Source organism: Pseudomonas sp. DTU12.3 (assembly GCF_004124275.1).
GTDB lineage: Bacteria > Pseudomonadota > Gammaproteobacteria > Pseudomonadales > Pseudomonadaceae > Aquipseudomonas > Aquipseudomonas helmanticensis.
In genome coordinates, this window is the sequence record NZ_CP027218.1 from 1,057,501 (window position 1) to 1,082,412 (window position 24,912).

General features: G+C 59.7%; 15 protein-coding genes and 2 rRNA genes (1 of these 17 only partly in view). 15 read left to right on the forward strand and 2 right to left on the reverse strand.

Annotated features, from left to right (window positions below):
• The 8 genes from C2E19_RS04705 to C2E19_RS04740 form a co-directional block, all read left to right on the forward strand.
• A 23S ribosomal RNA gene (locus tag C2E19_RS04705) occupies nucleotides 1-1,507 on the forward strand (it extends 1,387 nt beyond the left edge of the window).
• 168 nt (nucleotides 1,508-1,675) lie between these two features.
• A 5S ribosomal RNA gene (rrf, locus tag C2E19_RS04710) occupies nucleotides 1,676-1,791 on the forward strand.
• 154 nt (nucleotides 1,792-1,945) lie between these two features.
• Nucleotides 1,946-5,398, forward strand: coding sequence for an exodeoxyribonuclease V subunit gamma (gene recC, locus C2E19_RS04715; RefSeq protein ID WP_129388712.1), 3,453 nt, complete (start codon nucleotides 1,946-1,948; stop codon nucleotides 5,396-5,398).
• Nucleotides 5,395-9,084 (forward strand): exodeoxyribonuclease V subunit beta, encoded by a 3,690-nt coding sequence (gene recB, locus C2E19_RS04720; protein WP_129388715.1) that lies wholly within the window; start codon nucleotides 5,395-5,397, stop codon nucleotides 9,082-9,084. Before recC ends, recB begins: the two co-directional genes overlap by 4 nt.
• Complete coding sequence (gene recD / locus C2E19_RS04725; protein ID WP_129388718.1) at nucleotides 9,081-11,198, forward strand: exodeoxyribonuclease V subunit alpha; 2,118 nt, start codon at nucleotides 9,081-9,083, stop codon at nucleotides 11,196-11,198. The genes recB and recD overlap by 4 nt, the downstream gene beginning before the upstream one ends.
• A gap of 119 nt (nucleotides 11,199-11,317) precedes the next feature.
• Nucleotides 11,318-11,893 carry a YfiR family protein gene (locus C2E19_RS04730; protein WP_129388721.1) on the forward strand — a complete coding sequence of 192 codons (576 nt, stop codon included), beginning with the start codon at nucleotides 11,318-11,320 and terminating at the stop codon, nucleotides 11,891-11,893.
• Nucleotides 11,890-13,158: a diguanylate cyclase domain-containing protein gene (locus C2E19_RS04735; RefSeq protein ID WP_129388724.1), complete on the forward strand. Its 1,269-nt coding sequence runs from the start codon at nucleotides 11,890-11,892 to the stop codon at nucleotides 13,156-13,158. The genes C2E19_RS04730 and C2E19_RS04735 overlap by 4 nt, the downstream gene beginning before the upstream one ends.
• 46 nt (nucleotides 13,159-13,204) lie before the next feature.
• Nucleotides 13,205-13,657: an OmpA family protein gene (locus tag C2E19_RS04740; RefSeq protein ID WP_174823960.1), complete on the forward strand. Its 453-nt coding sequence runs from the start codon at nucleotides 13,205-13,207 to the stop codon at nucleotides 13,655-13,657.
• Here the strand turns inward: C2E19_RS04740 and C2E19_RS04745 are convergent.
• Nucleotides 13,654-14,601: a LysR family transcriptional regulator gene (locus tag C2E19_RS04745; RefSeq protein WP_129388730.1), complete on the reverse strand. Its 948-nt coding sequence runs from the start codon at nucleotides 14,599-14,601 to the stop codon at nucleotides 13,654-13,656. The genes C2E19_RS04740 and C2E19_RS04745 overlap by 4 nt on opposite strands.
• Nucleotides 14,602-14,750: 149 nt before the next feature.
• On the opposite strand from C2E19_RS04745, the gene C2E19_RS04750 reads away from it, so the two are divergent.
• Together C2E19_RS04750 and mmsB are read left to right on the forward strand one after the other, a co-directional pair.
• Nucleotides 14,751-16,277 (forward strand): CoA-acylating methylmalonate-semialdehyde dehydrogenase, encoded by a 1,527-nt coding sequence (locus C2E19_RS04750; RefSeq protein ID WP_129388733.1) that lies wholly within the window; start codon nucleotides 14,751-14,753, stop codon nucleotides 16,275-16,277.
• Nucleotides 16,278-16,286: 9 nt separating this feature from the next.
• Nucleotides 16,287-17,174, forward strand: a complete 888-nt coding sequence (gene mmsB / locus C2E19_RS04755; RefSeq protein ID WP_129388736.1) for a 3-hydroxyisobutyrate dehydrogenase — start codon at nucleotides 16,287-16,289, stop codon at nucleotides 17,172-17,174.
• Nucleotides 17,175-17,436: 262 nt separating this feature from the next.
• Here mmsB and C2E19_RS04760 read toward each other — a convergent pair whose 3' ends face one another.
• Nucleotides 17,437-17,781, reverse strand: a complete 345-nt coding sequence (locus tag C2E19_RS04760) for a cupin domain-containing protein (protein ID WP_008083343.1) — start codon at nucleotides 17,779-17,781, stop codon at nucleotides 17,437-17,439.
• Nucleotides 17,782-18,348: 567 nt separating this feature from the next.
• On the opposite strand from C2E19_RS04760, the gene C2E19_RS04765 reads away from it, so the two are divergent.
• From C2E19_RS04765 to rfbA, 5 genes are all read left to right on the forward strand, one after another.
• Nucleotides 18,349-19,320, forward strand: coding sequence for a DapH/DapD/GlmU-related protein (locus C2E19_RS04765; protein WP_129388739.1), 972 nt, complete (start codon nucleotides 18,349-18,351; stop codon nucleotides 19,318-19,320).
• Nucleotides 19,321-19,358: 38 nt separating this feature from the next.
• A complete protein-coding gene (locus tag C2E19_RS04770) occupies nucleotides 19,359-20,567 on the forward strand; it encodes a hypothetical protein (RefSeq protein WP_256661281.1) in 1,209 nt (402 codons plus the stop codon).
• A 22-nt stretch (nucleotides 20,568-20,589) separates the two neighbouring features.
• A complete protein-coding gene (locus C2E19_RS04775) occupies nucleotides 20,590-22,767 on the forward strand; it encodes a prenyltransferase/squalene oxidase repeat-containing protein (protein ID WP_129388745.1) in 2,178 nt (725 codons plus the stop codon).
• Nucleotides 22,768-22,831: 64 nt separating this feature from the next.
• Nucleotides 22,832-23,914: a dTDP-glucose 4,6-dehydratase gene (gene rfbB, locus C2E19_RS04780; RefSeq protein ID WP_129388747.1), complete on the forward strand. Its 1,083-nt coding sequence runs from the start codon at nucleotides 22,832-22,834 to the stop codon at nucleotides 23,912-23,914.
• Nucleotides 23,915-23,977: 63 nt separating this feature from the next.
• Nucleotides 23,978-24,901, forward strand: a complete 924-nt coding sequence (rfbA, locus tag C2E19_RS04785) for a glucose-1-phosphate thymidylyltransferase RfbA (RefSeq protein WP_129388750.1) — start codon at nucleotides 23,978-23,980, stop codon at nucleotides 24,899-24,901.
• Nucleotides 24,902-24,912 lie beyond the last annotated feature (11 nt).

Consider the following 24,912-nt stretch of genomic DNA (forward strand, 5'->3'; position numbering starts at 1 on the left):
CCTGTACTTCTGGTTATTGCGATGGAGGGACGGAGAAGGCTAGGCCAGCTTGGCGTTGGTTGTCCAAGTTTAAGGTGGTAGGCTGGAATCTTAGGTAAATCCGGGATTCTAAGGCCGAGAGCTGATGACGAGTGTTCTTTTAGAACACGAAGTGGTTGATGCCATGCTTCCAAGAAAAGCTTCTAAGCTTCAGGTAACCAGGAACCGTACCCCAAACCGACACAGGTGGTTGGGTAGAGAATACCAAGGCGCTTGAGAGAACTCGGGTGAAGGAACTAGGCAAAATGGCACCGTAACTTCGGGAGAAGGTGCGCCGGTGAGGGTGAAGGACTTGCTCCGTAAGCTCATGCCGGTCGAAGATACCAGGCCGCTGCGACTGTTTATTAAAAACACAGCACTCTGCAAACACGAAAGTGGACGTATAGGGTGTGACGCCTGCCCGGTGCCGGAAGGTTAATTGATGGGGTTAGCTAACGCGAAGCTCTTGATCGAAGCCCCGGTAAACGGCGGCCGTAACTATAACGGTCCTAAGGTAGCGAAATTCCTTGTCGGGTAAGTTCCGACCTGCACGAATGGCGTAACGATGGCGGCGCTGTCTCCACCCGAGACTCAGTGAAATTGAAATCGCTGTGAAGATGCAGTGTATCCGCGGCTAGACGGAAAGACCCCGTGAACCTTTACTATAGCTTTGCACTGGACTTTGAATTTGCTTGTGTAGGATAGGTGGGAGGCTTTGAAGCGTGGACGCCAGTTCGCGTGGAGCCAACCTTGAAATACCACCCTGGCAACTTTGAGGTTCTAACTCAGGTCCGTTATCCGGATCGAGGACAGTGTATGGTGGGTAGTTTGACTGGGGCGGTCTCCTCCTAAAGAGTAACGGAGGAGTACGAAGGTGCGCTCAGACCGGTCGGAAATCGGTCGTAGAGTATAAAGGCAAAAGCGCGCTTGACTGCGAGACAGACACGTCGAGCAGGTACGAAAGTAGGTCTTAGTGATCCGGTGGTTCTGTATGGAAGGGCCATCGCTCAACGGATAAAAGGTACTCCGGGGATAACAGGCTGATACCGCCCAAGAGTTCATATCGACGGCGGTGTTTGGCACCTCGATGTCGGCTCATCACATCCTGGGGCTGAAGCCGGTCCCAAGGGTATGGCTGTTCGCCATTTAAAGTGGTACGCGAGCTGGGTTTAGAACGTCGTGAGACAGTTCGGTCCCTATCTGCCGTGGACGTTTGAGATTTGAGAGGGGCTGCTCCTAGTACGAGAGGACCGGAGTGGACGAACCTCTGGTGTTCCGGTTGTCACGCCAGTGGCATTGCCGGGTAGCTATGTTCGGGAAAGATAACCGCTGAAAGCATCTAAGCGGGAAACTTGCCTCAAGATGAGATCTCACTGGAACCTTGAGTTCCCTGAAGGGCCGTCGAAGACTACGACGTTGATAGGTTGGGTGTGTAAGCGCTGTGAGGCGTTGAGCTAACCAATACTAATTGCCCGTGAGGCTTGACCATATAACACCCAAGCAATTTGCATGCTCCAAGCTGAAAAGCGAGAGAGACCAGATTGCGGTGTGTGAAGACGAAACGAACCGAAAGTTCGATGTTCACAAACACCGAAAGCTATCACATACCCAATTTGCTGAAGCGAGGCCGTCCGGCCACGACTCAGTACCCGAATTTCTTGACGACCATAGAGCGTTGGAACCACCTGATCCCATCCCGAACTCAGCAGTGAAACGATGCATCGCCGATGGTAGTGTGGGGTTTCCCCATGTGAGAGTAGGTCATCGTCAAGATTAAATTCCGAAACCCCAATTGCGAAAGCAGTTGGGGTTTTGTTTTGCCCGCAGGAAAGTTCTTACAGCATTCACGGACGTCGTCCGGCTGTCACAACCTGCCGACAATGCTAAGGTTCTGCCCTAGCTTTTGTACTTTTCCAAGGAAGCCTTTATGCCGGACGCCCAGTCCCTCAACGCTGCATTCATGGTGGTTCAGAGCAACAGCCTGGACGAACTGCGCAGCCTTGTGATCAGCATCATGCGACGCTATCCACTGGCGCCTTTGGAAAACGAAATTGCCCTGGTGCAAAGCAACGGAATCGCCCAATGGCTTAAATTGGCTTTGGCGGAAGACCCCGAAGAGGACGATCTCGGCGGCTGCGGTATTGCCGCAGCGATTGATGTGCAACTGCCCGGCAGTTTTATGTGGCAGCTCTACCGAATGGTTCTGGGCCGAGAACAAATCCCGGCCAAATCCCTGCTCGATAAAGCTCCACTGACCTGGCGTCTCATGCGCCTGCTGCCACAGGTCATCGACCGCGAGCATTTCGAGCCGCTGCAACGGTTCCTCACCCACGACACCGACTTGCGCAAGCGCTACCAACTCTCCGAGCGCCTGGCGGATCTCTTCGACCAATATCAGGTGTATCGGGCTGACTGGCTTGAGGATTGGGCTGAAGGGCGGCACCAGTTGCGCAATGTCAGGGGGGAAGTAAAACCTCTGTCAGCCACCAGTTGCTGGCAAGCCGAATTGTGGCGTGCATTGTTGGATGACGTGGGTGAACAAGGCATGGCACAGAGTCGCGCCGGTGTTCATCAACGGTTTATCGAGCGCATCAACAATCTCACAGAGGCTCCGACCGGGCTTCCCTCGCGAGTGATCGTTTTCGGGATTTCTTCGTTGCCGGCCCAAGTCCTTGAAGCGCTGGCCGGGCTCGCACGTTTCAGCCAGGTTCTGCTTTGCGTGCACAACCCTTGCCGTCACCACTGGGCCGATATCGTCGCCGACAAGGACTTGCTGCGTCACCAATACAAGCGGCAGTCGCGCAAGAGCGGAATGCCTGTTGTCCTCGACCCTGACACGTTGCACCAACATGCCCACCCGCTATTGGCTGCATGGGGTAAACAAGGTCGCGACTACATCAACCTGCTCGACAGCTACGACGATCCCAACAGCTACCGTGCAGCGTTCCGCGACGGTCGCATCGACCTGTTCAGCGAAACCCGTCCGCACAATTTGCTCAATCAACTACAGGACGACATCCTCGAACTGCGCCCGCTCAACGAAACCCGCGAGCACTGGCCTGCGGTTGATCTGACAAAAGATGATTCGATCCGTTTTCACATTGCCCACAGCGCTCAGCGTGAAGTTGAAATCCTTCACGACCAGCTCTTGGCCCGCTTCAGTGCCAACCCCGATTTGCGTCCTCGCGATGTCATCGTGATGGTGCCGGACATCGACAGCTATGCGCCGCATATCCGCGCAGTATTCGGCCAACTCGACCGGTATGATCCGCGTTTCATTCCCTTCACTTTGGCAGACCAGGGCCAACGTGGCCGCGATCCGCTACTGATCGCGGTCGAGCATTTGCTGAAACTGCCGGACAGCCGTTTTCCGGTCAGTGAGATTCTCGACCTGCTCGATGTTCCTGCTTTGCGTGCGCGCTTCGGCGTCGAAGAGCGCGACTTGCCGACACTGCACCGCTGGATCGAAGGCGCAGGTGTCCGTTGGGGCATGAACGCCGAGCAACGCGCAGGGCTCGGCTTGCCTGATGAGCTGGAGCAGAACAGCTGGCATTTCGGTTTGCGGCGGATGTTGCTCGGTTACGCCGTTGGCAGCGCAAATGCCTGCGCGGGTATCGAACCGTATGATGAAATCGGTGGCCTGGATGCCGCATTGATCGGGCCGCTGGTGGCGTTGCTCGATGCACTGGAACTCGCCCATCAGGAGCTCATGCAATCGGCGCAACCGAAAGAGTGGGGCCGTCGATTGCAAGCGCTCATGCAGCTGTTCTTCAAAGCCAGCAATGAACACGACGATTATTTGCTGACCCAACTTGAAGAGCTTCGCGAAACCTGGTTGGAGACCTGCGATGCAGTGGCTCTGGTGGATGAGCTGCCACTGACTGTGGTGCGTGAAGCCTGGCTCGCGGGCCTCGATCAGGGCCGTTTGTCGCAACGCTTTCTCGCCGGGGCGGTGAACTTCTGCACGTTGATGCCGATGCGCGCCATCCCTTTCAAACTGGTGTGCCTGCTGGGCATGAATGACGGCGACTACCCCCGCGCGCAACCACCGTTGGACTTCGATCTGATGGGCAGCGATTACCGACCGGGCGACCGTTCCCGGCGCGAAGATGACCGCTATCTGCTGCTCGAGGCGCTACTGTCTGCGCGCAATCAGCTCTATATCAGCTGGGTCGGCCGCAGTATTCGTGACAACAGCGAGCGCCCGGCTTCGGTGCTGATCGGCCAGTTGCGCGATCACCTCGCCAGCGGCTGGCGGCTGTTCGATGAAACTCAGGATTTGTTGAGCGCCATGACCGAGGAGCATCCGTTGCAACCGTTCAGCGCGCGCTATTTCCATGAAGGCGATCAACTGTTCAGCTACGCCAGTGAATGGCAGGTGCTGCATCAACAGCCAGCGCCACAAAACAGCGCGGAATTGCTCACGCCTTTCATTCAGGAAGAACCGCTGAGCCTTGCTCTCCTGCAGGACTTTCTGCGTAACCCGGTGCGGCACTTCTTCACGCAGCGACTCAAGGTGTATTTCGAAGCCGCCGAAGCGCCGTTGGCCGATGAAGAGCCTTTCGTGCTCGACGCGTTGCAGCGTTACATGCTCAGCGACAGCCTGCTCGAAGCTGCGCTGAGGCAACCGGACAACATCGACCAAGCCCTCGAGGTTCAAGCCCGCCGCCTGCAAAACAGTGGACTGTTGCCGATGGCTGGCTTCGGCGAATGTTTACAGCGAGAACTGATCGAACCGCTGCCGGACCTGTTGCAGCGTTATCAACAACTACTGACGTTGTGGCCGACACCGCTGACCAGTGCGATCCCGATCAGCCTCGATTTGCAGGGTTTGCGCCTGGAAGGCTGGCTCTCGGGTCTGCATCAGCGCAGCGATGGTGGGGTGTTGTCGGTCACGACCATTCCCAACAGCATCGGCTCGATCAAAAGCCGCAAATGGCATCGACTGAGCAAACCCTGGGTCAATCATCTTGTTGCCTGCGCCAGCGGGTTGTCACTGACCACCGCGTTGGTCGCCAGTGACGACACCTTGCTGCTTGAGCCGATGGAGCAGGACCGAGCGTTGCGTTTCCTTGGCGATCTGCTGCTCGCCTGGCAGGCCGGCATGCGCCAGCCGTTACCGATCGCCGTCAAAACCGCCTTCGCCTGGCTGTCCCAGACCGACCCGCTCAAGGCTGAAGCGGCCGCACGTAAAGCCTATGAAGGTGATGGCCAGACCAGTGAGGGCGAGCGCCGCGAAAGTCCGGCGTTGTCCCGGCAATATGCCGACTTCGATGCATTGCTTGAGGACGAAACATTCTCCGGTTGGTGCGACGCCCTGTACCGTCCATTGCAGGAAGCGCCTTGGCGCTCATTATCCAGTGAAGGGGTGCGCGCATGAGTACGAAGACACCCCTCGCCCTGGCATTCCCGCTACGTGGCAGCCAGTTGATCGAAGCCAGTGCCGGTACCGGCAAGACCTTTACTATTTCTGCACTTTATCTGCGCCTGATTCTTGGGCACGGCGGTGAAGCCAGCAGCTTCGGTCGAGAACTGCTGCCGCCGCAAATTCTCGTGGTGACGTTCACCGACGCTGCGACCAAAGAACTGCGCGAGCGGATCCGCACGCGACTGGCCGAGGCTGCGCGATTCTTTCGTGACGAGATGCCGGCCCCTGACGGGCTGATCGCCGAACTGCGCGATCAATTCGATCCGCAGCAATGGCCCGGTTGCGCCAACCGTCTGGATATCGCCGCGCAATGGATGGACGAAGCGGCCGTTTCGACTATCCACAGTTGGTGTCAGCGCATGCTGCGCGAGCATGCGTTCGACAGCGGCAGCCTGTTCACCCAATCCCTGGAAACCGATCACAGCGATCTGCTTGGCGAAGTGTTACGCGATTACTGGCGGCTGTTCTGCTACCCGATGCAGGGTGATGCGCTCAATTGGGTGCGCAGCAACTGGGGCGGTCCAGCGGCATTGTTGCCGCGTGTCCGCGGCTTGTTCGCGAGTGAGCGCGACAGCGATGAAGGCAAGGCGCCCGCTGAGCTTATCGAAGAGTGCCTGCAAGAGCGCCGCGCGGCATTGATCGAACTGAAAATGCCGTGGCGCCAATGGGCAGACGAGTTGCTCGCCATCTGTCATCAAGGTGTCGCCAGCAAGGCCGTCGATGGTCGCAAGATGCAGGCTCGCTACTTTGAACCGTGGTTCGAGAAGCTCAAGGCCTGGGCCGAAGACGAGGCCATGGAGCAACTGGACATCGGCACCGGCTTCACTCGACTGACTCCCGACGGCATGGCTGAAGCCTGGAAGGGCCAGGCCCCGAGTCATCCCGGGCTGGACGCCATGCCCGGACTGAAATCCAGTCTCGATGCATTGCCGACCCCCGACGCCGCGGTCTTGCAACATGCCGCCAAATGGGTCGGTGCGCGCTTTGAAGAAGAAAAACGCCGGCGCGCCGAAATGGGCTTCGACGACATGCTTTTGCGTCTGGATGCTGCCCTGCAATCGGAGGGGGGCGAGCGTCTTGCGATTCTGATTCGCGAGCAATTCCCGGTCGCGCTGATCGACGAATTCCAGGACACCGATCCGGTGCAGTACCGGATTTTCGAGACGATCTATCGGATCGAAGACAACAATCCAGACACCGGGCTGTTTCTGATCGGCGATCCCAAGCAGGCGATCTATGCCTTTCGCGGTGCGGACATCTACACCTATTTGCGCGCGCGTCAGGCCACCAGCGGCCGCTTGCATACGCTCGGCACCAACTTCCGCTCCAGTCACGGCATGGTCAATGCGGTCAACCATGTATTCGAACGCGCCGAATCCCGCGAGCAGGGACGCGGCGCGTTTTTGTTCCGGGAAAAAAATGGTGATAACCCGGTGCCGTTTCTCCCTGTCGAGTCTCAGGGCCGCAAGGAGAAACTGCAGGTTGCCGGGCAAGACGTCGCAGCACTGAATGTCTGGTTATTGCCCAGTGATCAGCCTTTGTCAGGCGCAGTCTATCGGCAACAATTGGCGGCGGCCTGTGCCAGCGAAATCACTGCGCTGCTCAATGGCGGACAAAGCGCCAGTGCGGGATTCACTCAGGACGGTAAGGACTTCAGAGGCCTGCGCCCCTCGGATATCGCGATCCTCGTGCGCGACGGTAAAGAAGCCCAGGCCGTGCGCGGTGAACTCGCCAGTCGTGGTGTGCGCAGCGTGTATCTGTCGGACAAGGACTCGGTGTTCGCCGCTCAGGAGGCCCACGACCTGTTGGCGTGGCTAAAGGCCTGCGCCGAACCGGATGTCGAACGTTCGCTGAAAGCCGCGCTCGCCTGCATCACCCTGAACCTGCCACTGGTTGAACTGGAGCGGCTGAACCAGGACGAACTGGTCTGGGAAACCCGTGTCATGCAATTTCGCGGCTATCGCGAACTGTGGCGCAAGCAAGGCGTGTTGCCGATGCTCCGACGTCTGTTGCACGACTTCCATTTGCCGCAGACCTTGATGACGCGCAGCGATGGCGAGCGGGTGCTGACCAATCTTTTGCACCTCTCGGAACTGATGCAGCAAGCCGCCGCGGAACTCGATGGCGAACAGGCGCTGATCCGCCACCTGGCCGAGCTTCTGGCATTGTCGGGGCAGGCGGGTGAGGAGCAGATCCTGCGCCTGGAAAGCGACGAGCAACTGGTCAAGGTGGTGACCATCCACAAGTCGAAAGGGCTTGAGTATCCACTGGTGTTCCTGCCATTCATCTGCTCGGCAAAACCGGTCGATGGCAGTCGGTTGCCGCTGCATTACCACGACGCTTCGGGCAAGGCCCAGGTGAGCCTCAAGCCAACCGCCGAATTGATTGCGCAAGCGGATGAAGAGCGCCTCGCCGAGGATCTGCGCTTGCTGTATGTCGCCCTGACCCGCGCGCAACATGCCTGCTGGTTGGGCGTGACGGATCTCAAGCGCGGCAATAATAACAGCTCGGTGCTGCACCTTTCTGCGCTGGGTTATTTGCTCGGCGGTGGTGCGTCTCTGGGCGAATCCAGCGGGCTCGACCGTTGGCTGCGAGACCTGCAGCAGGACTGCCCGGCAATCAGCATCGCAGAAATGCCGCAGCCCACGGCTGAGCAATACCAGCCGCCGCGTAACGAAGCCATCCTCAGCGCCACGCTATTGCCCAAGCGCAAGGCCAGCGAAAACTGGTGGATCGCGTCCTACAGCGCGCTGCGCATCAGCGATGTGTTGAGTGTTGGCAGCGATGAAGCCCCCGACAGTCCGCAAGCGCAAAAGCTGTTCGATGACGAGCGCCTCGACCCGGACGCGCCACGGGAAATCATTGCCGGTGGCGCCGATATCCACCGCTTCCCCCGAGGCCCCAATCCGGGCACGTTTCTCCACGGTTTACTGGAGTGGGCCGGCGACGATGGCTTCGCGGTTTCTCGCGCGGCGCTGGAAGATGCGATTGGTCGCCGCTGCAATTTGCGTGGCTGGGAAGGCTGGATCGTCACCCTCAGTGACTGGCTGCAGCATCTGCTCAAGTCGCCATTGCCGATTGCTGGCGGGCAGCCGCCGGTGATTCTCGAGCAGCTCAAGCAATACCGCGTCGAGATGGAATTCTGGTTCGCCAGCCATAAAGTCGATGTACTCAAGCTCGACGAACTGGTGCGTCAATACACGCACAATGGCGTCGCTCGGGTGGCGGCAGAACCGGTGCAACTCAACGGCATGTTCAAAGGTTTCATCGACCTGACCTTTGAACACAACGGCCGTTATTACGTGGCCGACTATAAATCCAATTGGCTGGGCGTGGATGATCTGGCGTACACCGAGCAAGCCATGGAACAGTCGATCCTCGACAATCGCTATGACCTGCAATATGTGTTGTATCTGTTGGCATTGCATCGCCAGCTCAAGGCACGATTGCCGGATTATGATTACGACCGGCACATCGGTGGCGCGCTATATATGTTCCTGCGTGGCACCCGAGCAGACAGTCACGGCGTGTACTTTGCACGCCCGCCGCGCGAGTTGATCGAACGGCTGGACCGGATGTTCCAGGGCAAACCCGAACCCAAGGCCGAACCCGCATGGGAACAGGGAGTCCTGCTATGAGCCGCACTTTTGCTGATTTGTTGCCGACCCCGTTGGCGGCCGACAGCCTGTCGAGACTTGCACCGCTGACCAGCGCCGACGATTTGCTGCTGTTGCTCACCCGCTGGGTCGAGCGGGGCTGGCTGCGTGCACTGGACAAGGCATTCGTCGCATTTTTGCACGAGCTTGAGCCGGGCACCGATCCGTTGGTGTTGCTCGCCGCCGCACTGACCAGTCACCAACTTGGTCACGGCCACGTGTGCCTGGATCTGTTCGAAACGCTCAAAGCCCCGGATTTTGCCCTGTCGTTGCCGCCCGAAGGCGACGTGCAAGGCGGCGTGTTATTGCTGCCCTCGCAATTGCTTGAGGCGCTCGACGGCGTGCATTGGTGCAAGGCGCTGGCCGCCAGTGGTCTGGTCGCGCTGGCGGCCGATACCCGTGAAGTGGCGCAACAGCGGCCGTTGGTGTTGGCCGGCAAACGTCTGTACCTGCGACGTTACTGGGCTTACGAACGGCGCATCGATGCGGCGTTGCGCCAGCGTCTGGCACAAACCGAGGCAACCCCGGTGGATCTGCCGCAGCGGTTGAACGAATTGTTCGGATCGGCCGGCTCCGGTGAAGTGATCGACTGGCAGAAACTCGCCTGCGCCCTCGCTACCCGCAGCGCTTTCAGCATTGTCACTGGCGGTCCGGGTACCGGCAAAACGACGACGGTGGTACGCCTGCTCGCACTGCTTCAAGCACCGGCGGTGGAGGCTGGTCACCCGCTGCGCATTCGTCTCGCGGCACCGACAGGCAAAGCGGCGGCGCGATTGACCGAGTCCATCAGTCAGCAAGTGCAATCGCTGAAAGTTGCCGAAGAGGTGCGCGCGAAAATCCCTTGCGACGTGACCACCGTGCACCGCTTGCTCGGCAGTCGTCCCGGGACGCGACACTTCCGTCACCACGCCGGCAACCGCTTGCCGCTGGACGTGCTGGTGGTCGATGAAGCTTCGATGATCGACCTGGAAATGATGGCCAACCTGCTCGACGCGTTACCGGCCCATGCGCGACTGGTGCTGCTCGGAGACAAGGATCAACTCGCCTCCGTGGAAGCCGGCGCAGTCCTTGGTGATCTGTGTCGTGACGCCGAACAGGGTTGGTACAACCCGCAAACCCGGCACTGGCTGGAATCTGTCAGCGGTGAATCGTTGCAAGGCAGTGGCCTGCACGAGGATGTCGACGGCGCCCATCCACTGGCGCAACAAGTGGTGATGCTGCGCCACTCCCGACGTTTCGGTGAGGGCAGCGGCATCGGTCAGCTCGCGCGGCGGGTTAATCAGCAGCTACCGCTAGAGGCGCGTCAGTTACTGGACAGCGGACACTATGAAGATGTGTTTTCGTTAAAACTGCCCAAGGCTGAACACGATCCCAAGCTCGAACGACTGGCACTTGACGGCCACGGCGATGGCAACGGACCGCAAGGCTATCGGCACTATCTGAGCGTGCTGCGCAATCAGCGTCCGTCGCCCGACAGACCGCTGGAACATCCAGACTGGACCCACTGGGCGCGTGACGTCTTGCAGGCCTTCGACACCTTCCAGCTGTTGTGTGCCGTGCGCAAAGGGCCGTGGGGTGTTGAAGGCCTGAACCTGCGTATTACCGCCGCGTTGCTCAAGGCACGTCTGATCGACAACGATCAGCAATGGTACGAAGGTCGCCCGGTACTGATGACCCGCAATGACTACAGTCTGGGTCTGATGAACGGCGACATCGGCATCGCCCTCAAGCTGCCCGAGCGTGAAGGGCCGGATGCCGGCAAACCGCTGCTGCGCGTGGCCTTTCCGCGTAACGATGGCCAGGGCGGTGTGCGTTTCGTATTGCCGAGCCGGCTCAACGACGTGGAAACCGTCTACGCGATGACGGTGCACAAGTCGCAGGGATCGGAGTTCGCCCACACCGCGCTGATCCTTCCGGATGCCTTGAACCCGGTGCTGACCAAGGAGCTGATCTACACCGGCATTACCCGCGCCAAACACTGGTTCACCCTGATCGAATCGCGTACCGAGGTGTTTGAAGAAGCCGTACAGCGCAAGGTCAAGCGTCTCAGCGGACTGATGCTGGAACTGGAAGAAGGCAGCGCGCCTCGCGGGTGAAAATCCAGGCGTTGAACGGCGTTTACTGACCAACCGGTCAGAGGGCGCCGCCTCGCTGGTGTTTCACCGCTGTGCTATCGTTGCGGCATCATTTCGCTACGATCCAAGAGAATCCCTGCATGAAGGTGTCTGTCTGGGCGACAGCGCGCGCGGTTGGCGGCAAGCACGCGTTGCTTGTCGGTCTGCTCTGGCTGTTGACGGGCGTGGCCGTCGCGCAAGCGCAACCGCCGACGGGCATGGCTGAGCATCGCGCGCAATCGGTCACCCAAGTGGTTCTCGGCATCCTCAGTTACGCACGCTGGCCGGTAGAACCTACGCAGTTGCGCCTGTGCATCGTCGGCCCCACCGAATACACCGACGATCTGGTCAAAGGCACCACGCAGGCCACCGGCCGGCCGGTCTTGGTGCGGCGCTTGCTGGCCGATAACCCGGCCATCGTCAATGAATGCGATGCGGTCTATATCGGCAAACTGACAGCGGATGAGCGCAGCCGACTTTTCGAATCGTTGATGGGTCATCCGGTACTGAGCATCAGTGAAGGTGGCGATCAGTGCACGGTGGGCAGTCTGTTCTGCCTGCGCGTCGGCGATGAGCAGGTGTCCTTCGAGGTCAACCTCGACTCCGTGGCCCGCAGCGGCGTACGCATTCATCCAAGCGTGCTGCAATTGTCGCGTCGCAAACCGGCGGCACCATGAAACTGTTCAGATCGAATACCCGCCCAACGCTGGGCTCGGTTCTTGGCCGTGGGCATTTGACGGTTGCTCTGGTGGCGGTGTCGATGGCCAGTATCTCGCTGACCTTGCTCGGCGTTCTGGCGCTGCGGGTGTACGCCGATCACAACCTGCACCTGATTGCCCGTTCGATCAGCTACACCGTCGAAGCGGCGGTGGTGTTCAACGACAAGACCGCCGCCACCGAAGCCCTGGCGCTGATCGCCTCCACCGAAGAAGTCGCGGATGCGCAGGTGTTCGATGCCCAAGGTCAGCTGCTCGCACGCTGGCAACGCCCGGAAAATGGCTTGTTTTCCGACCTGGAGATGCAGATCACCCGCGCCGTTCTGGAGAAACCGATCAGCCTGCCGATCGTGCATCAGGATCGTCAGATCGGTCACATCCTGCTCACCGGTCATGGCGGCAGCCTGATGCGGTTTCTGCTCAGCGGTCTGGCCGGGATCATCCTCTGCACGGCGATCAGCGCCTGCGTGGCAATCTACCTGGCGCGCCGGCAATTACGCGAGATCATCGGCCCGCTACGCAGCCTCGCCACGGTGGCTCACGCCGCACGCAGCGAGCGCGCGCTGGATCGCCGGGTGCCGCCGGCGCAGATCGCCGAACTCGACAATCTCGGGAACGACTTCAATGCCTTGCTTGACGAACTGGAGTCGTGGCAAAGCCACCTGCAAAGCGAAAACGAAACCCTCGCGCACCAGGCCAGCCATGACAGCCTCACCGGTTTACCCAATCGGGCCTTTTTCGAGGGCCGCTTGATTCGTGCCTTGCGCAACGGCGGCAAACTCAATGAGCGCGTTGCCGTGCTGTTTCTCGACAGCGATCGTTTCAAGGGGATCAACGACAACTTCGGCCATGCTGCCGGCGACGCGGTGTTGGTGGCCATCGCCAATCGTGTTCGCGCGCAGTTGCGCGAAGAAGATCTGGTGGCACGCCTGGGCGGCGATGAGTTCGCCGTATTGCTTACGCCCCTGCACAAGGTCGAGGACGCCGAGCGCATTGCCGACAAGATCCTCGCCAGCATGGACATGCCCATCGCGCTGCCGGGCGACACCAGTGTCGTGACCTCGCTCAGTATCGGCATCGCGGTTTTTCCCGATCATGGTGCCACCCCCGGTGCGCTGCTCAATGCCGCCGATGCGGCGATGTACCAAGCCAAGCGTTTGTCGCGCGGCGCTCAATTCACGGCTGGGGCGGAGCACCCGGTCGATCCCGTTCAAACCAGGAGCTAATCCCGTGTTCACACTGCCTATCCGACTGTTTTCCGCGCTGCTGTTGATGGCTGCATTGACCCTGACCGGTTGCCAGACTGCGCCGCAAAAAGGCCTGACCCCGGCGCAAGTCGCGGTGCTCAAACAACAAGGTTTCGAACTGACCGACGAGGGCTGGGAATTTGGCCTGTCGGGCAAGGTGCTGTTTGGCAGCGATGTCGAAAGCCTGAACAAGGAAAGTACCGAGATCGTCGAACGTATCGGCAAAGCGTTGCTCGGTGTCGGCATCGAGCGCGTGCGGGTCGATGGCCACACCGACGCCTCGGGCAAGGAAACCTACAACCAGCAACTGTCCCTGCGCCGGGCCAAGAGCGTTGCCAACGTACTCGGCACGGTGGGCATGAAGCAGGAAAACATCCAGTTGCAGGGCCTCGGCAGCAAAGAGCCGGTCGCCTCCAACAGCACGGCAGCAGGCCGCACCGAGAACCGCCGGGTGGCGATCGTGGTCAGCAACGACTAATCGGCAAACTGCATCTCGCCAGTTGTTCCCATCAGCAGCGCCTGATTGCGTTCGGTCACCTCGCGGATGTAATCCCACAACAGGGTAATCCGCTTGAGCTTGCGCAGATCCTCCCGGCAGTACATCCAGAACTGTCGGGTGATGTCGATCTCCTCCGGCAACACTGGCAGCAGGCGCGGATCCTGCGCGGCGAGGAAGCACGGCAGAATCGCCAGCGAGCGCCCTTGCTGCGCCGCGACGAATTGCGCGATCACGCTGGTGCTGCGCAAATTCGCGCTGGCGCCGGGCAGCACGTTGGCCAGATAAAGCAGCTCCGAGCTGAACGCCAGATCATCCACATAACTGATGAATTGATGCTTGCCCAAGTCTGCCGGGCGGCGGATCGGTGGGTGTTTGTCGAGATAGTCCTGGGTCGCGTAGAGCTGCAACCGATAGTCGCAGAGCTTGCAGCAGACGTACGGCCCATGCTCCGGCCGCTCCAGCGCAATGACGATGTCGGCTTCGCGCTTGGACAGGCTGATGAAATGCGGCAGCGGCAGGATGTCCACCGAGATGGCCGGGTAGGCGTCGACGAAATGGCTCAACTGCGGCGTGATGAAAAAACTGCCGAAACCTTCAGTGCAGCCCATGCGCACATGCCCGGACAGCGCCACGCCGGAACCGGAGACCTGCTCGCAGGCTATGTGCAGGGTGCTTTCGATTGACTCGGCGTAACCGAGCAAGCGCTGACCTTCGGTGGTCAGGACAAAGCCGCTGGTGCGCGATTTTTCGAACAGCAAAGTACCGAGCGCCGCTTCCAGCGAACTGATCCGTCGCGACACCGTGGTGTAGTCGACGGCCAGGCGTTTGGCGGCAGTGCTGGCCTTGCGGGTACGGGCGACTTCGAGGAAAAACTTGAGGTCGTCCCAGTTCAGCGAGCCTAAAGAGGTGATGTTTTTTTGCATGATGGACGGGCTTATATGTGCGTTCTTATTAGAAGTTTGCACATCTATACTCCAAAAACAGTCCGACAACCAATTCGTGACACACGCCTCATCTCAAGGCGAACCCTTCGCCTTGGCTCCTACGATAAAAACAAGTTTCGGAGACCAGCATGAACGCATCGCTTACGCCCAACGAAACCACGCTGCAGACGGTCAAGCTGCTGATCGACGGCGAATGGGTCGAATCGCAGACCACCGAATGGCACGACATCGTCAACCCGGCGACTCAGCAAGTGCTGGCGAGAGTACCGTTTGCCACCGCCGCTGAAGTCGATGCCGCCGTCAGCGCCGCCCAGCGTGCGTTCCAGACCTGGAAACTGACCCCGATCGGCGCGCGCATGCGCATCATGCTCAAGCTGCAAGCGCTGATCCGCGAACACTCCAAACGCATCGCCGTCGTCCTGAGCGCCGAGCAGGGCAAAACCATTGCCGACGCCGAGGGCGATATTTTCCGTGGCCTGGAAGTGGTCGAACACGCTTGCTCGATCGGCACTCTGCAAATGGGCGAGTTCGCCGAGAACGTCGCCGGCGGTGTTGATACTTACACGCTGCGCCAGCCAATCGGTGTGTGCGCCGGCATCACCCCGTTCAACTTCCCTGCGATGATTCCGCTGTGGATGTTCCCGATGGCCATCGCTTGCGGCAACACCTTCGTCTTGAAACCTTCGGAACAGGATCCGCTGTCGACCATGTTGCTGGTGGAACTGGCAGTCGAGGCGGGCGTTCCGGCCGGCGTGTTGAACGTGGTTCACGGCGGCAAAGACGTGGTCGATGGCCTGTGCACGCACAAGGACATCAAAGCAGTGTCGTTCGTCGGTTCGACCGCTGTTGGGACTCACGTTTACGATTTGGCCGGCAAGCACGGCAAACGCGTGCAATCGATGATGGGCGCGAAGAACCATGCCGTTGTCTTGGCCGACGCCAATCGTGAGCAAACGCTGAATGCGTTGGTCGGCGCCGGTTTCGGTGCGGCCGGGCAACGTTGCATGGCCACCTCGGTGGTGGTGCTGGTGGGCGCGGCGAAACAATGGTTGCCGGACCTGAAAGCGCTGGCACAGAAACTCACCGTCAATGCCGGCAGCGAGCCGGGCACCGATGTTGGCCCGGTGATTTCGAAGAAAGCCAAGGCGCGAATTCTCGATCTGATCGAAAGCGGCATCAAGGAAGGCGCCAAGCTGGAACTGGATGGCCGCGATATCAAGGTGCCGGGCTACGAGCAAGGCAACTTTGTCGGCCCGACCCTGTTCTCGGGCGTGACCACCGACATGCAGATCTACACCCAGGAAATCTTCGGCCCAGTGCTGGTGGTGCTGGAAGTCGACACCCTTGATCAGGCGATTGCGCTGGTCAACGCCAACCCGTTCGGCAACGGCACCGGCCTGTTCACCCAGAGCGGTGCGGCGGCGCGTAAATTCCAGACTGAGATCGACGTCGGCCAGGTCGGTATCAACATCCCGATTCCAGTGCCGGTGCCGTTCTTCAGCTTCACCGGTTCGCGCGGCTCGAAACTTGGCGACCTCGGCCCGTACGGCAAGCAAGTGGTGCAGTTCTATACGCAGACCAAAACGGTCACGGCGCGCTGGTTCGATGACGACAGCGTCAACGACGGCGTCAACACCACCATCAACCTGCGCTGAGGAACGGCCATGAAAATCGCATTTATCGGGCTGGGCAACATGGGCGCGCCGATGGCGCGCAACCTGATCAAGGCTGGCCATTCGCTGAACCTGGTCGACCTGAACAAAACCGTGCTGGCGGAACTGGAGCAACTCGGTGGCAGCATTCGCGCTTCAGCGCGTGAAGCAGCCGAGGATGCTGAGCTGGTGATCACCATGTTGCCGGCGGCGGTGCATGTGCGCAGTGTCTGGCTCGGTGAGGACGGTGTGCTCGCCGGCATCGGCAAAGGCGTGCCGGCGGTGGATTGCAGCACGATTGATCCGCAGACCGCTCGCGATGTGGCAGCCGCAGCGGCGAAACAAGGCGTGGCCATGGCCGACGCGCCGGTGTCCGGTGGCACCGGTGGTGCGACCGCCGGGACGTTGACCTTCATGGTCGGCGCCACCCCGGAACTGTTCGCCACCCTGCAACCGGTGTTGGCGCAGATGGGCCGCAACATTGTCCATTGCGGTGAAGTCGGCACCGGGCAGATCGCCAAGATCTGCAACAACCTGCTGCTGGCGATCTCGATGGTCGGTGTCAGTGAAGCGATGGCGCTGGGCGATGCGCTGGGCATCGATACGTCGGTTCTGGCCGGCATCATCAACAGCTCGACCGGGCGCTGCTGGAGTTCGGAAATGTACAACCCGTGGCCGGGCATTGTTGAAACGGCGCCGGCATCGCGCGGCTATACCGGTGGTTTCGGTGCCGAGCTGATGCTCAAGGATCTCGGACTGGCGACGGAAGCGGCACGTCAGGCGCACCAACCGGTGTTGCTCGGCGCGGTGGCGCAGCAGTTGTATCAGGCGATGAGCCAGCGCGGTGACGGCGGGAAAGACTTCTCGGCGATCATCAACAGCTACCGCAAACCGCAATAGAGAGACAACGCTGGACAAACTGTGGGAGCTAGCCTGCTAGCGATGGCTGAGTGTCAGGCAACTTATTTTTGTCAGATCCACCGCAATCGCTAGCAGGCTAGCTCCCACAGGGAATTGTGTGAACGTGGGACATTTGCCGGGAAATCATGTCGGGTGATTTCCCGGCTTTTTTGTGCGGCCCGAAAAGATCGCAGCCTGCGGCAGCTCCTACAGGAACACATTCCCGTGTGGGAGCTGCCGCAGGCTGCGATCTTTTGCTTTATCAGGCGAACACGAAATACTTGCGCACGGTCTCGACCACTTCCCACGTGCCTTTCATCCCTGGCTCAATCACAAAGATGTCGCCAGCACGCAAGTGAATCGGCGCCATGCCGTCCGGGGTGATCACGCAGTAGCCTTCCTGGAAATGGCAGTACTCCCACTTCACATATTCGACGCGCCACTTGCCCGGTGTGCAGATCCACGTGCCCATGATCTTGCTGCCGTCTTCGCTGGTATAGGCGTTGAGGTTGACGGTGTGCGGGTCGCCTTCGAGTTTTTCCCACTTACAGGCGTCGAGTACTGGCAGGGGGTGGGTGTCACGCAGAACGGTGATGGGGGCGGACATGAAGGCTCCAGGCAAATGACGGATTGAACCGCCAACTTAGCGTCAGCTGGAGCGGCCCGGATGTCTGAGGTCGACCTCCTGATGCCTATGAGCGCTGAGCAGCAATGCTCGCGTAACAGTCAGTGTTGCACCATTGCCGTGCACATATGACGGAATTAATACTGCCATGCACAATAAAAGTTCAATAAATTTTTAGACTAAAACGAGATAACCATTCGGACACCTATTGCAAAAGAAAATCGTCTGTACTATAACATTCGTACTAAAGGACATTCCCACCCTGATGGAGTTACACCTGAGTCACGGACCGACTTGAATTCGTTTTTTCTCACACAGACAACTGACTTGGCCATTGGCGCAAGCGTGAACTTTCACCCGTCGTTAAGTATTGACGATAACTGAATGGAACAGTCAGTTAATAAGTTGCGCGGACGCAATGTCTTGCGTGCTTTGAGAGAAGTTTTAAATAAATAGTTAATGATTGAGTTCGCATCGATTGACTGCGTGCGCGGGATATCTTTGTGCGTCAAATCACCTGTGCTTGGCATCATGGAATGAGGCTGGATTGTGGACGACGTAAACGTAATTGAAGTTTCGACGACAGTGGACAGTGGCAGCGTACTTGGCCGCCATGTCTGGGTGCGCGCTGGCACCCGTCTGCAAAATGTTCAGATCGGTGATGACTGTTTTATCGGTTTTCGCTGCGACGTGCAGTTTGCCGCAATCGGCACCTCCAGCATGTTGGCCACCGGTGTGCAATGCATGGGCACCGCGCAAGCCCCGATCCGTATTGCCGAGAATGTCTGGCTGGGCGCCAAGGTTGCCGTCAACGCTGGTGTCAGCATTGGCGCTGGCGCAGTGATCGCCGCCGGTGCGCTGGTCACCGCAGACGTGCCGGCGGACGCCATCATGGTGGGGCGCCCGGCGCGCTTCATCGGCTTCCGCTCGGTGGTCGAGGATGGTCGTCCGAGCCCGGAACAAGTGCTGGCAAAAGTCCGTGAAAGAGCCCGCTCGGGCTTGCCATCGATGCTCGATCGCTCAACGCAGTCGGTGGCCAGGCTCAAATCGTTGAACCCGGACGCCGCCACCTGGGACATCAGTGACGAAGCGTTGATCGACGCTGAATTGCGCGGCGGTACATCGGCGGAAATCGCCCGCGACTGCATTCTGATCGGGCGCAGCAGCCGTCAGGGCGGGATGTCGCAGCTCGGCGGCATTGAGCTCGGCACGGGCGTCAGGCTCGGTGAAGGTGTGGTCATCGAAGCCGCCGGCGGCGTGTCGATCGGCGCGTTCAGCGAGGTGGCGGCGGGCGCCACGATTGTTGCTTCAACCCACGATCATTCATTCCGCTCGTTGCCTTGGGAAGAGGCTCCCGTGCGGATAGGCAGTCGTTGCGTCATCGGTGAGGGCGCGCTCTTGGTTGGTCCACTGAGTGTTGGTGATGGTGCGGTTATAAAACCCCACTCAGTGGTTATAAGGGATGTATTGGAAAACACTGTGGTTCATGGCGTTGTTCAACTAATGGAGATTCAAGAATGATTTTATTTGCCCCTAATCCGACAGGTTCCGGTCATAACATGCGTGCGCTTTCCATCGCTCAGGCGATAAAAAAGCAAAGCCCGACTATGCCCCTGACCGTGGCGCTGGCTTCTTTGCAGCCGACATTCACGCCGCTGTTCGAACAGTCCGGCATCGAAGTGGTAGATATTGCCGGCCGTCTGGTGGATTACTCGAAAAAGAGCAACTTGTCGAAGGAACTCGACTGGAATAACTATATTGGCGGTTATATCGCCAATACTTTCCTGTCCGGTGAGCGAATCCTCTCTTATCTGGCGCTGATCGCCGAATACAAACCGAGCGTGCTGGTCTCGGACTACAACATGGCCGCTTGCCTGGCAGCGATTTTCAGCGGCACGCCGCTAGTGTTCGTCACCGAACGCTATGACTTTACCCTTTGCCAGCTGGAAGACCATGACCTGGCCGACGGTGGCTTCGAGGTCAATGCTCTGGAGATGGCGCGTGCGCGTTCCGCACTGCACAGCCAGTTCAGCTGGATGATCAATCAGAGCCAACTGGTGCTGACCGACAAGCCGTATGTGGCAGCTCTCGATCAGGGCACACCGGTCGCCGAAGCGCTGGTCAGCGGCAAGGCGCACTTTGTCGGGCCGATGATTCGCGACATCAATGTGCAGAGCGGCCTGAACGTGCGTGAGCAACTGAACCTTGGCGATGCGCCGTTCATTGTCGCGTCCATCAGTGGCACGACGATGTTTGCGCAGAACAAGGATGCACTGCTCGCCGCTTACCTCGACAGCTTCAGGATCCTGCGTGAACGCAATCCGCAGCTGAAGTTGGTGCTGCTGGGGCGTCAGGATATTCAGGCGCAGGACGGTGTGGTTTGCGTGCCGTATTACCCGGACTGGATGGGCCTGTTGCGCGAAGCCGAACTGCTGATCTCGGCACCGGGCTGGATCACCGTAACGGAAATCGCCGCACTGCAGATTCCGACCCTGTTCGTGCTGCCATCGAAGTCGGAGTACCACGAACTTGAAGCGTTGCGCCGCCTCGAACTGCTCGGTTTCCCGACCCACCTGGGGCACGACCGCGACCGTCTCGTCGAGCTGGTGCAAACCGAACTGGAGAAAGACACCCGCTCGCCGGCGTACTACGCGCCGCATCGACAAGTAGCGGCCCCGGATGGCGAAGGCGCGGCACGCGCAGCGACCCGTATCATCGAATTGTGCAACGGCACGGTTGTGCCGCTGACCGAAAGCAAAGCGGCTTAACCTCAAGGAAGAGGGATTCACCATGGCGCTGCATCCGCAGTTTCAATTTGATCAAGGCCTCAAGGACATCGAATTCGGCGGTTTTTTTGCCGTCACCGATGCCAGTGGGAACGTCGCGATTTCCAGCGACAAGCAGTTGCAGGATCAGATCGACGCAACGCTCTATCAGGCCGAACACGGCGACGCTGCGCAGCTGCGTTTTGCCCATGAAGGGCTGATGCGTTTGCACGACGTCGCGAACGCAGGGTTTCATGAACTTGCCGATCGCTACTGGACGCCGCATGGTTCGGGCCGTTGCAGAACACTGGCGGTGCAGCTGGATGCGCTGGCAGCATTGATTGCCTATCAGCGTCGGGTACCCGAGGACGCCAGCAACCGCGCGGTGATTGCCGCCATGCTGGAGCGGGTCGAAGCGCTCTACGCCAGGTCCACGGTTGCCGGGTTGTACACCAGCGACTGGTCGACGCCGCTGGAACTGGCGACGTCGATCGACCTCGACATCAGCGCCACGGCCCTGCTGGCGCGGATCGGCAACGAGCCTGTGGGCCTCGGTCTGATCGGGCATTTGCAAGTGCACGCAGAGAACCTGATTGCCCGCGTCGCCGGCAGCGATAGCGAGTCCTGTGTCGATGTCGCACTGAGCCGTTGCGCGGTGCGGGCGCAAGTCAGTCTGGTGCTGGCGCGTCTGGCCAGCGTGCGTGACGACAACGCGCTGGCGAATCTGGCGCGCTCGTTTCTGTTGCAGACCCTGGCGCTGTTCCGCGACCCGGCCTACGGCGGCTATTGGGATCGGGTCGGCATCAACGGTAAGGTTCGCTGCGACTGGCACACCTCCTACAAGCATCATGAGTCGCCCTTTCCGATCAAGACGGCGTATGACGTGGCGTTGCTGTTGCAGGTGATCCAGGCCTTGCCGGGCGGCGCGAGCGACAGCGATCGGGCCTCGGTGACAGCCGCATTGCTGGAGTTTCACGACACCTGCAACGGTGGGCTGTTCATGGGTAAAGGCTATTTCTGGTCGACGCCCGATGACCCGACCGTGCCGTTCATTCGCCAGTTCTGGGCGCCGCCGCGTCAGCCGGGGATCTTCAGCATCGGCAACCTGACGTACTTGCCGCTGCACTTGAAGAGCCTGAAAACCCAGCTCGCCGCAGCCCATGCTTTGCAAGCCATTGCGCCGGCCAGCGTTGTGCAAGCGCACGACGATGCCGCGCTGGTAAGCCGCGAGCTGGAGGTGATCGATGGCGGCGGTGATGTGCAGGACATTCATCCGCGTGGCGTACCGTCGATCAATGTCGATCTGCAGCGCTATCTCGCGTGGCTGGCCAAGGCTCGGGCGTCCAACCAGACACCTTACGGGCTGACCGCCGAGACCACGCCGCTGGGCTTTCGCGCCGACAAGACGTGGCAGGTGTTTTCCGGTCTGCATGTGATCTCCGATCTGCATGCGCTGGGTCTGCAAATCGAAAACAAGGCGAGCCTGATCGACTGCATCCAGGCCTCGCAAAATATCGACGGTGGTTTTGCCGAACAGCCCGGGCACCTCAGTGATGTGTTCGCCACGTACTGTGCGGTGTTGTCGCTGCGCGTGCTGGGTGCGTTGCCGGCCGATGCCGAGGCTTGTGTCGGCTATCTGCAAGCGTGCCAGAACGCCGATGGCGGCTTCGGTGACGTGGCGGGTTTCGGTTCCGATATCTGGCACACCAACCTTGCCGTGCTGTCGTTGCACGCGCTCAGCGCCAAGGCGGCGGATGAGCAAGCGGTGCTGGCGTTCGCCTTGCGCTGCCGCTCCGTTGGCGGCGGATTCGGCAACAAGCCGGGTTATCCACCGGACGCGTTTTCGGTGTACCGCGTGGTGTCCACGCTGTTCATTCTCAACCGGCGCATCGTCGACGCGCGGCAGACCGTGGCATGGCTGCAAAGCCTGCAACTGGACAACGGCTCGTTCCACTATCGGCCGGGCAAAGCGGTCAGTCTGGTGGGCACTTACATGGCGATCGCGGCGATGTACCTGCTCGACGCTCAGCCGACCCATTTGCAGGCATCGAAGGACTGGATCGCCTCTCACCAGAAACAGGACGGTGGTTTCGGCCCGCTCAACTCGACCTCGGCCACCACCGACGAAAGCTTCGTCTGCATCCAGACGCTGCTGATTCTTGAGCAAGGCCTGTCGCAATACTGGGTGGCATTGCTGAACTGACCCGCCCCTGAAGGCGGGCAGTATCGAAGGACTGTGAATCATCATTTTGCCAGGGGAGGCGCTGATGAAAATTTTAGTGACAGGGGGCGCGGGCTTTATCGGCTCGGCAGTGGTGCGGTTTCTGCTCAATGAGACCGACTGCGAAGTGATCAATGTCGACAAGTTGACCTACGCCGGCAATCTCGAGTCGTTGGCCGAGGTGGCGGACTCGCCGCGTTATCGTTTCTGCCAGGTGGACATTTGCGACAAGCCGGCGCTGGACGAAATCTTCGCGCGCCTGCAACCGGACGCGGTGATGCATCTGGCGGCCGAGTCGCATGTGGATCGTTCGATCGATGGCCCGCAGGCCTTCATCGAAACCAACATCGTCGGCACTTACACCATGCTCGAAGCCGCACGCGGCTATTGGAACCGTCTGGACGCTGAGCGTCAGCAGGCGTTTCGCTTCCACCATATTTCCACCGACGAGGTTTACGGCGATCTGGAGCCTGAAGATCCGGCGTTTACCGAGACGACCGCCTATGCGCCGAGTTCGCCTTATTCGGCGACCAAGGCCGGTTCGGATCATCTGGTACGCGCTTGGCATCGCACGTTTGGTTTGCCGGTGGTGATGAGCAATTGCTCGAACAATTACGGGCCTTATCACTTTCCGGAAAAACTCATTCCGCACGTGATTCTCAATGCACTGCAAGGCAAGCCGCTGCCGGTGTATGGCGACGGTGCGCAGATCCGCGACTGGCTGTTTGTCGAAGATCACGCCCGGGCACTGTATGCGGTGGTCAGCAACGGTGAAGTGGGGCAGACCTACAACATCGGTGGCCACAACGAAAAAACCAATCTTGAAGTGGTGCACACCTTGTGCGATCTGCTTGAAGCACGTGGTGCGCAGAAGCCGGCCGGCGTCGCGCATTTCCGCGACCTGATCACCTTCGTCAAGGATCGTCCGGGCCACGACAAACGCTATGCCGTCGATGCCGGCAAGATCCACGCGCAGTTGGGCTGGACGCCGCAGGAGACCTTCGAAAGCGGCATGAAAAAAACCGTCGACTGGTACCTCGACAATCGCGCCTGGTGGATTCGTGTGATCTCCGGTGCCTATGCCCTGGAACGCCTCGGCGATCATCTGCAAGAAGCCCGCGTGGCTTGAAATCAACTCCCGTTCAATGACGCCGGCTGGCGTCAGTCATCTATTGCTGAAAAGGAAACAGGCATGGCCAAGTACAAGGGAATTCTGCTGGCGGGCGGCGCTGGCTCGCGGTTGCATCCAATCACTCTGGGCGTCTCCAAACAGTCGCTGCCGGTGTATGACAAACCGATGATCTACTACCCGCTGTCGGTGCTGATGCTGGCGGAAATTCGCGAGATCCTGATCATCTCCACCCCCGAAGATCTGCCGGGTTTCCAGCGCATGCTCGGTGACGGCAGCCAATTGGGCCTGAGCCTGAGTTATGCCGTGCAACCGAGCCCGGACGGCCTGGCCCAGGCGTTCATCATCGGTCGCGAATTCGTCGGCGACGATAACGTCTGCCTGGTGCTCGGCGACAATATTTTCTACGGCGCCGGTTTCGGCGAAACGCTGTTGCAGGCCGCGACCCGCGAAGAGGGCGCGACCGTGTTCGGCTACTACGTGGCGGACCCTGAACGCTTCGGCGTGGTGGAATTCGATGCCAACGGCAAGGCCCTGAGCATTTGCGAAAAACCGAGCGAGCCGAAGTCCAACTTCGCCGTCACCGGCCTGTATTTCTACGACAACGAAGTGCTGCGCATTGCCGCCGAGATCCAGCCGTCGCCACGCGGCGAACTGGAAATTACCGACGTCAACAATGTCTACCTGCAACGTGGCCAATTGAACGTTTCGGTGATGGGCCGTGGCATGGCCTGGCTGGATACCGGGACTCACGACGCGTTGATGGAAGCGGGCAATTTTGTCCAGGCCATCGAGAAACGTCAGGGCCTGAAAATCGCCTGCCTCGAAGAGATTGCCTACAACAAGGGCTGGATCGATGACGCGCAGTTGCTGGTGCTGGCGGGCAGCATGAGCAAGACCGGTTACGGTCAGTATCTGGCGCGGTTGATCAACGATGATGTGCTGACAGTGCTGGATGCCCAGCGCTCGCTGAAGGGCGCGGCCTGATTGTTCAAAGC

Coding starts and splice junctions, on each gene's coding strand:
- C2E19_RS04770 (WP_256661281.1), top strand. CDS start 19,359: ATGCGTGCGCTTTCCATCGCTCAGGCGATAAAAAAGCAAAGCCCGACT.
- C2E19_RS04730 (WP_129388721.1), top strand. CDS start 11,318: ATGAAGGTGTCTGTCTGGGCGACAGCGCGCGCGGTTGGCGGCAAGCAC.
- mmsB (WP_129388736.1), top strand. CDS start 16,287: ATGAAAATCGCATTTATCGGGCTGGGCAACATGGGCGCGCCGATGGCG.
- recD (WP_129388718.1), top strand. CDS start 9,081: ATGAGCCGCACTTTTGCTGATTTGTTGCCGACCCCGTTGGCGGCCGAC.
- rfbB (WP_129388747.1), top strand. CDS start 22,832: ATGAAAATTTTAGTGACAGGGGGCGCGGGCTTTATCGGCTCGGCAGTG.
- C2E19_RS04760 (WP_008083343.1), bottom strand. CDS start 17,781: ATGTCCGCCCCCATCACCGTTCTGCGTGACACCCACCCCCTGCCAGTA.
- recC (WP_129388712.1), top strand. CDS start 1,946: ATGCCGGACGCCCAGTCCCTCAACGCTGCATTCATGGTGGTTCAGAGC.
- C2E19_RS04750 (WP_129388733.1), top strand. CDS start 14,751: ATGAACGCATCGCTTACGCCCAACGAAACCACGCTGCAGACGGTCAAG.
- C2E19_RS04775 (WP_129388745.1), top strand. CDS start 20,590: ATGGCGCTGCATCCGCAGTTTCAATTTGATCAAGGCCTCAAGGACATC.
- C2E19_RS04740 (WP_174823960.1), top strand. CDS start 13,205: ATGGCTGCATTGACCCTGACCGGTTGCCAGACTGCGCCGCAAAAAGGC.
- rfbA (WP_129388750.1), top strand. CDS start 23,978: ATGGCCAAGTACAAGGGAATTCTGCTGGCGGGCGGCGCTGGCTCGCGG.
- recB (WP_129388715.1), top strand. CDS start 5,395: ATGAGTACGAAGACACCCCTCGCCCTGGCATTCCCGCTACGTGGCAGC.
- C2E19_RS04745 (WP_129388730.1), bottom strand. CDS start 14,601: ATGCAAAAAAACATCACCTCTTTAGGCTCGCTGAACTGGGACGACCTC.
- C2E19_RS04735 (WP_129388724.1), top strand. CDS start 11,890: ATGAAACTGTTCAGATCGAATACCCGCCCAACGCTGGGCTCGGTTCTT.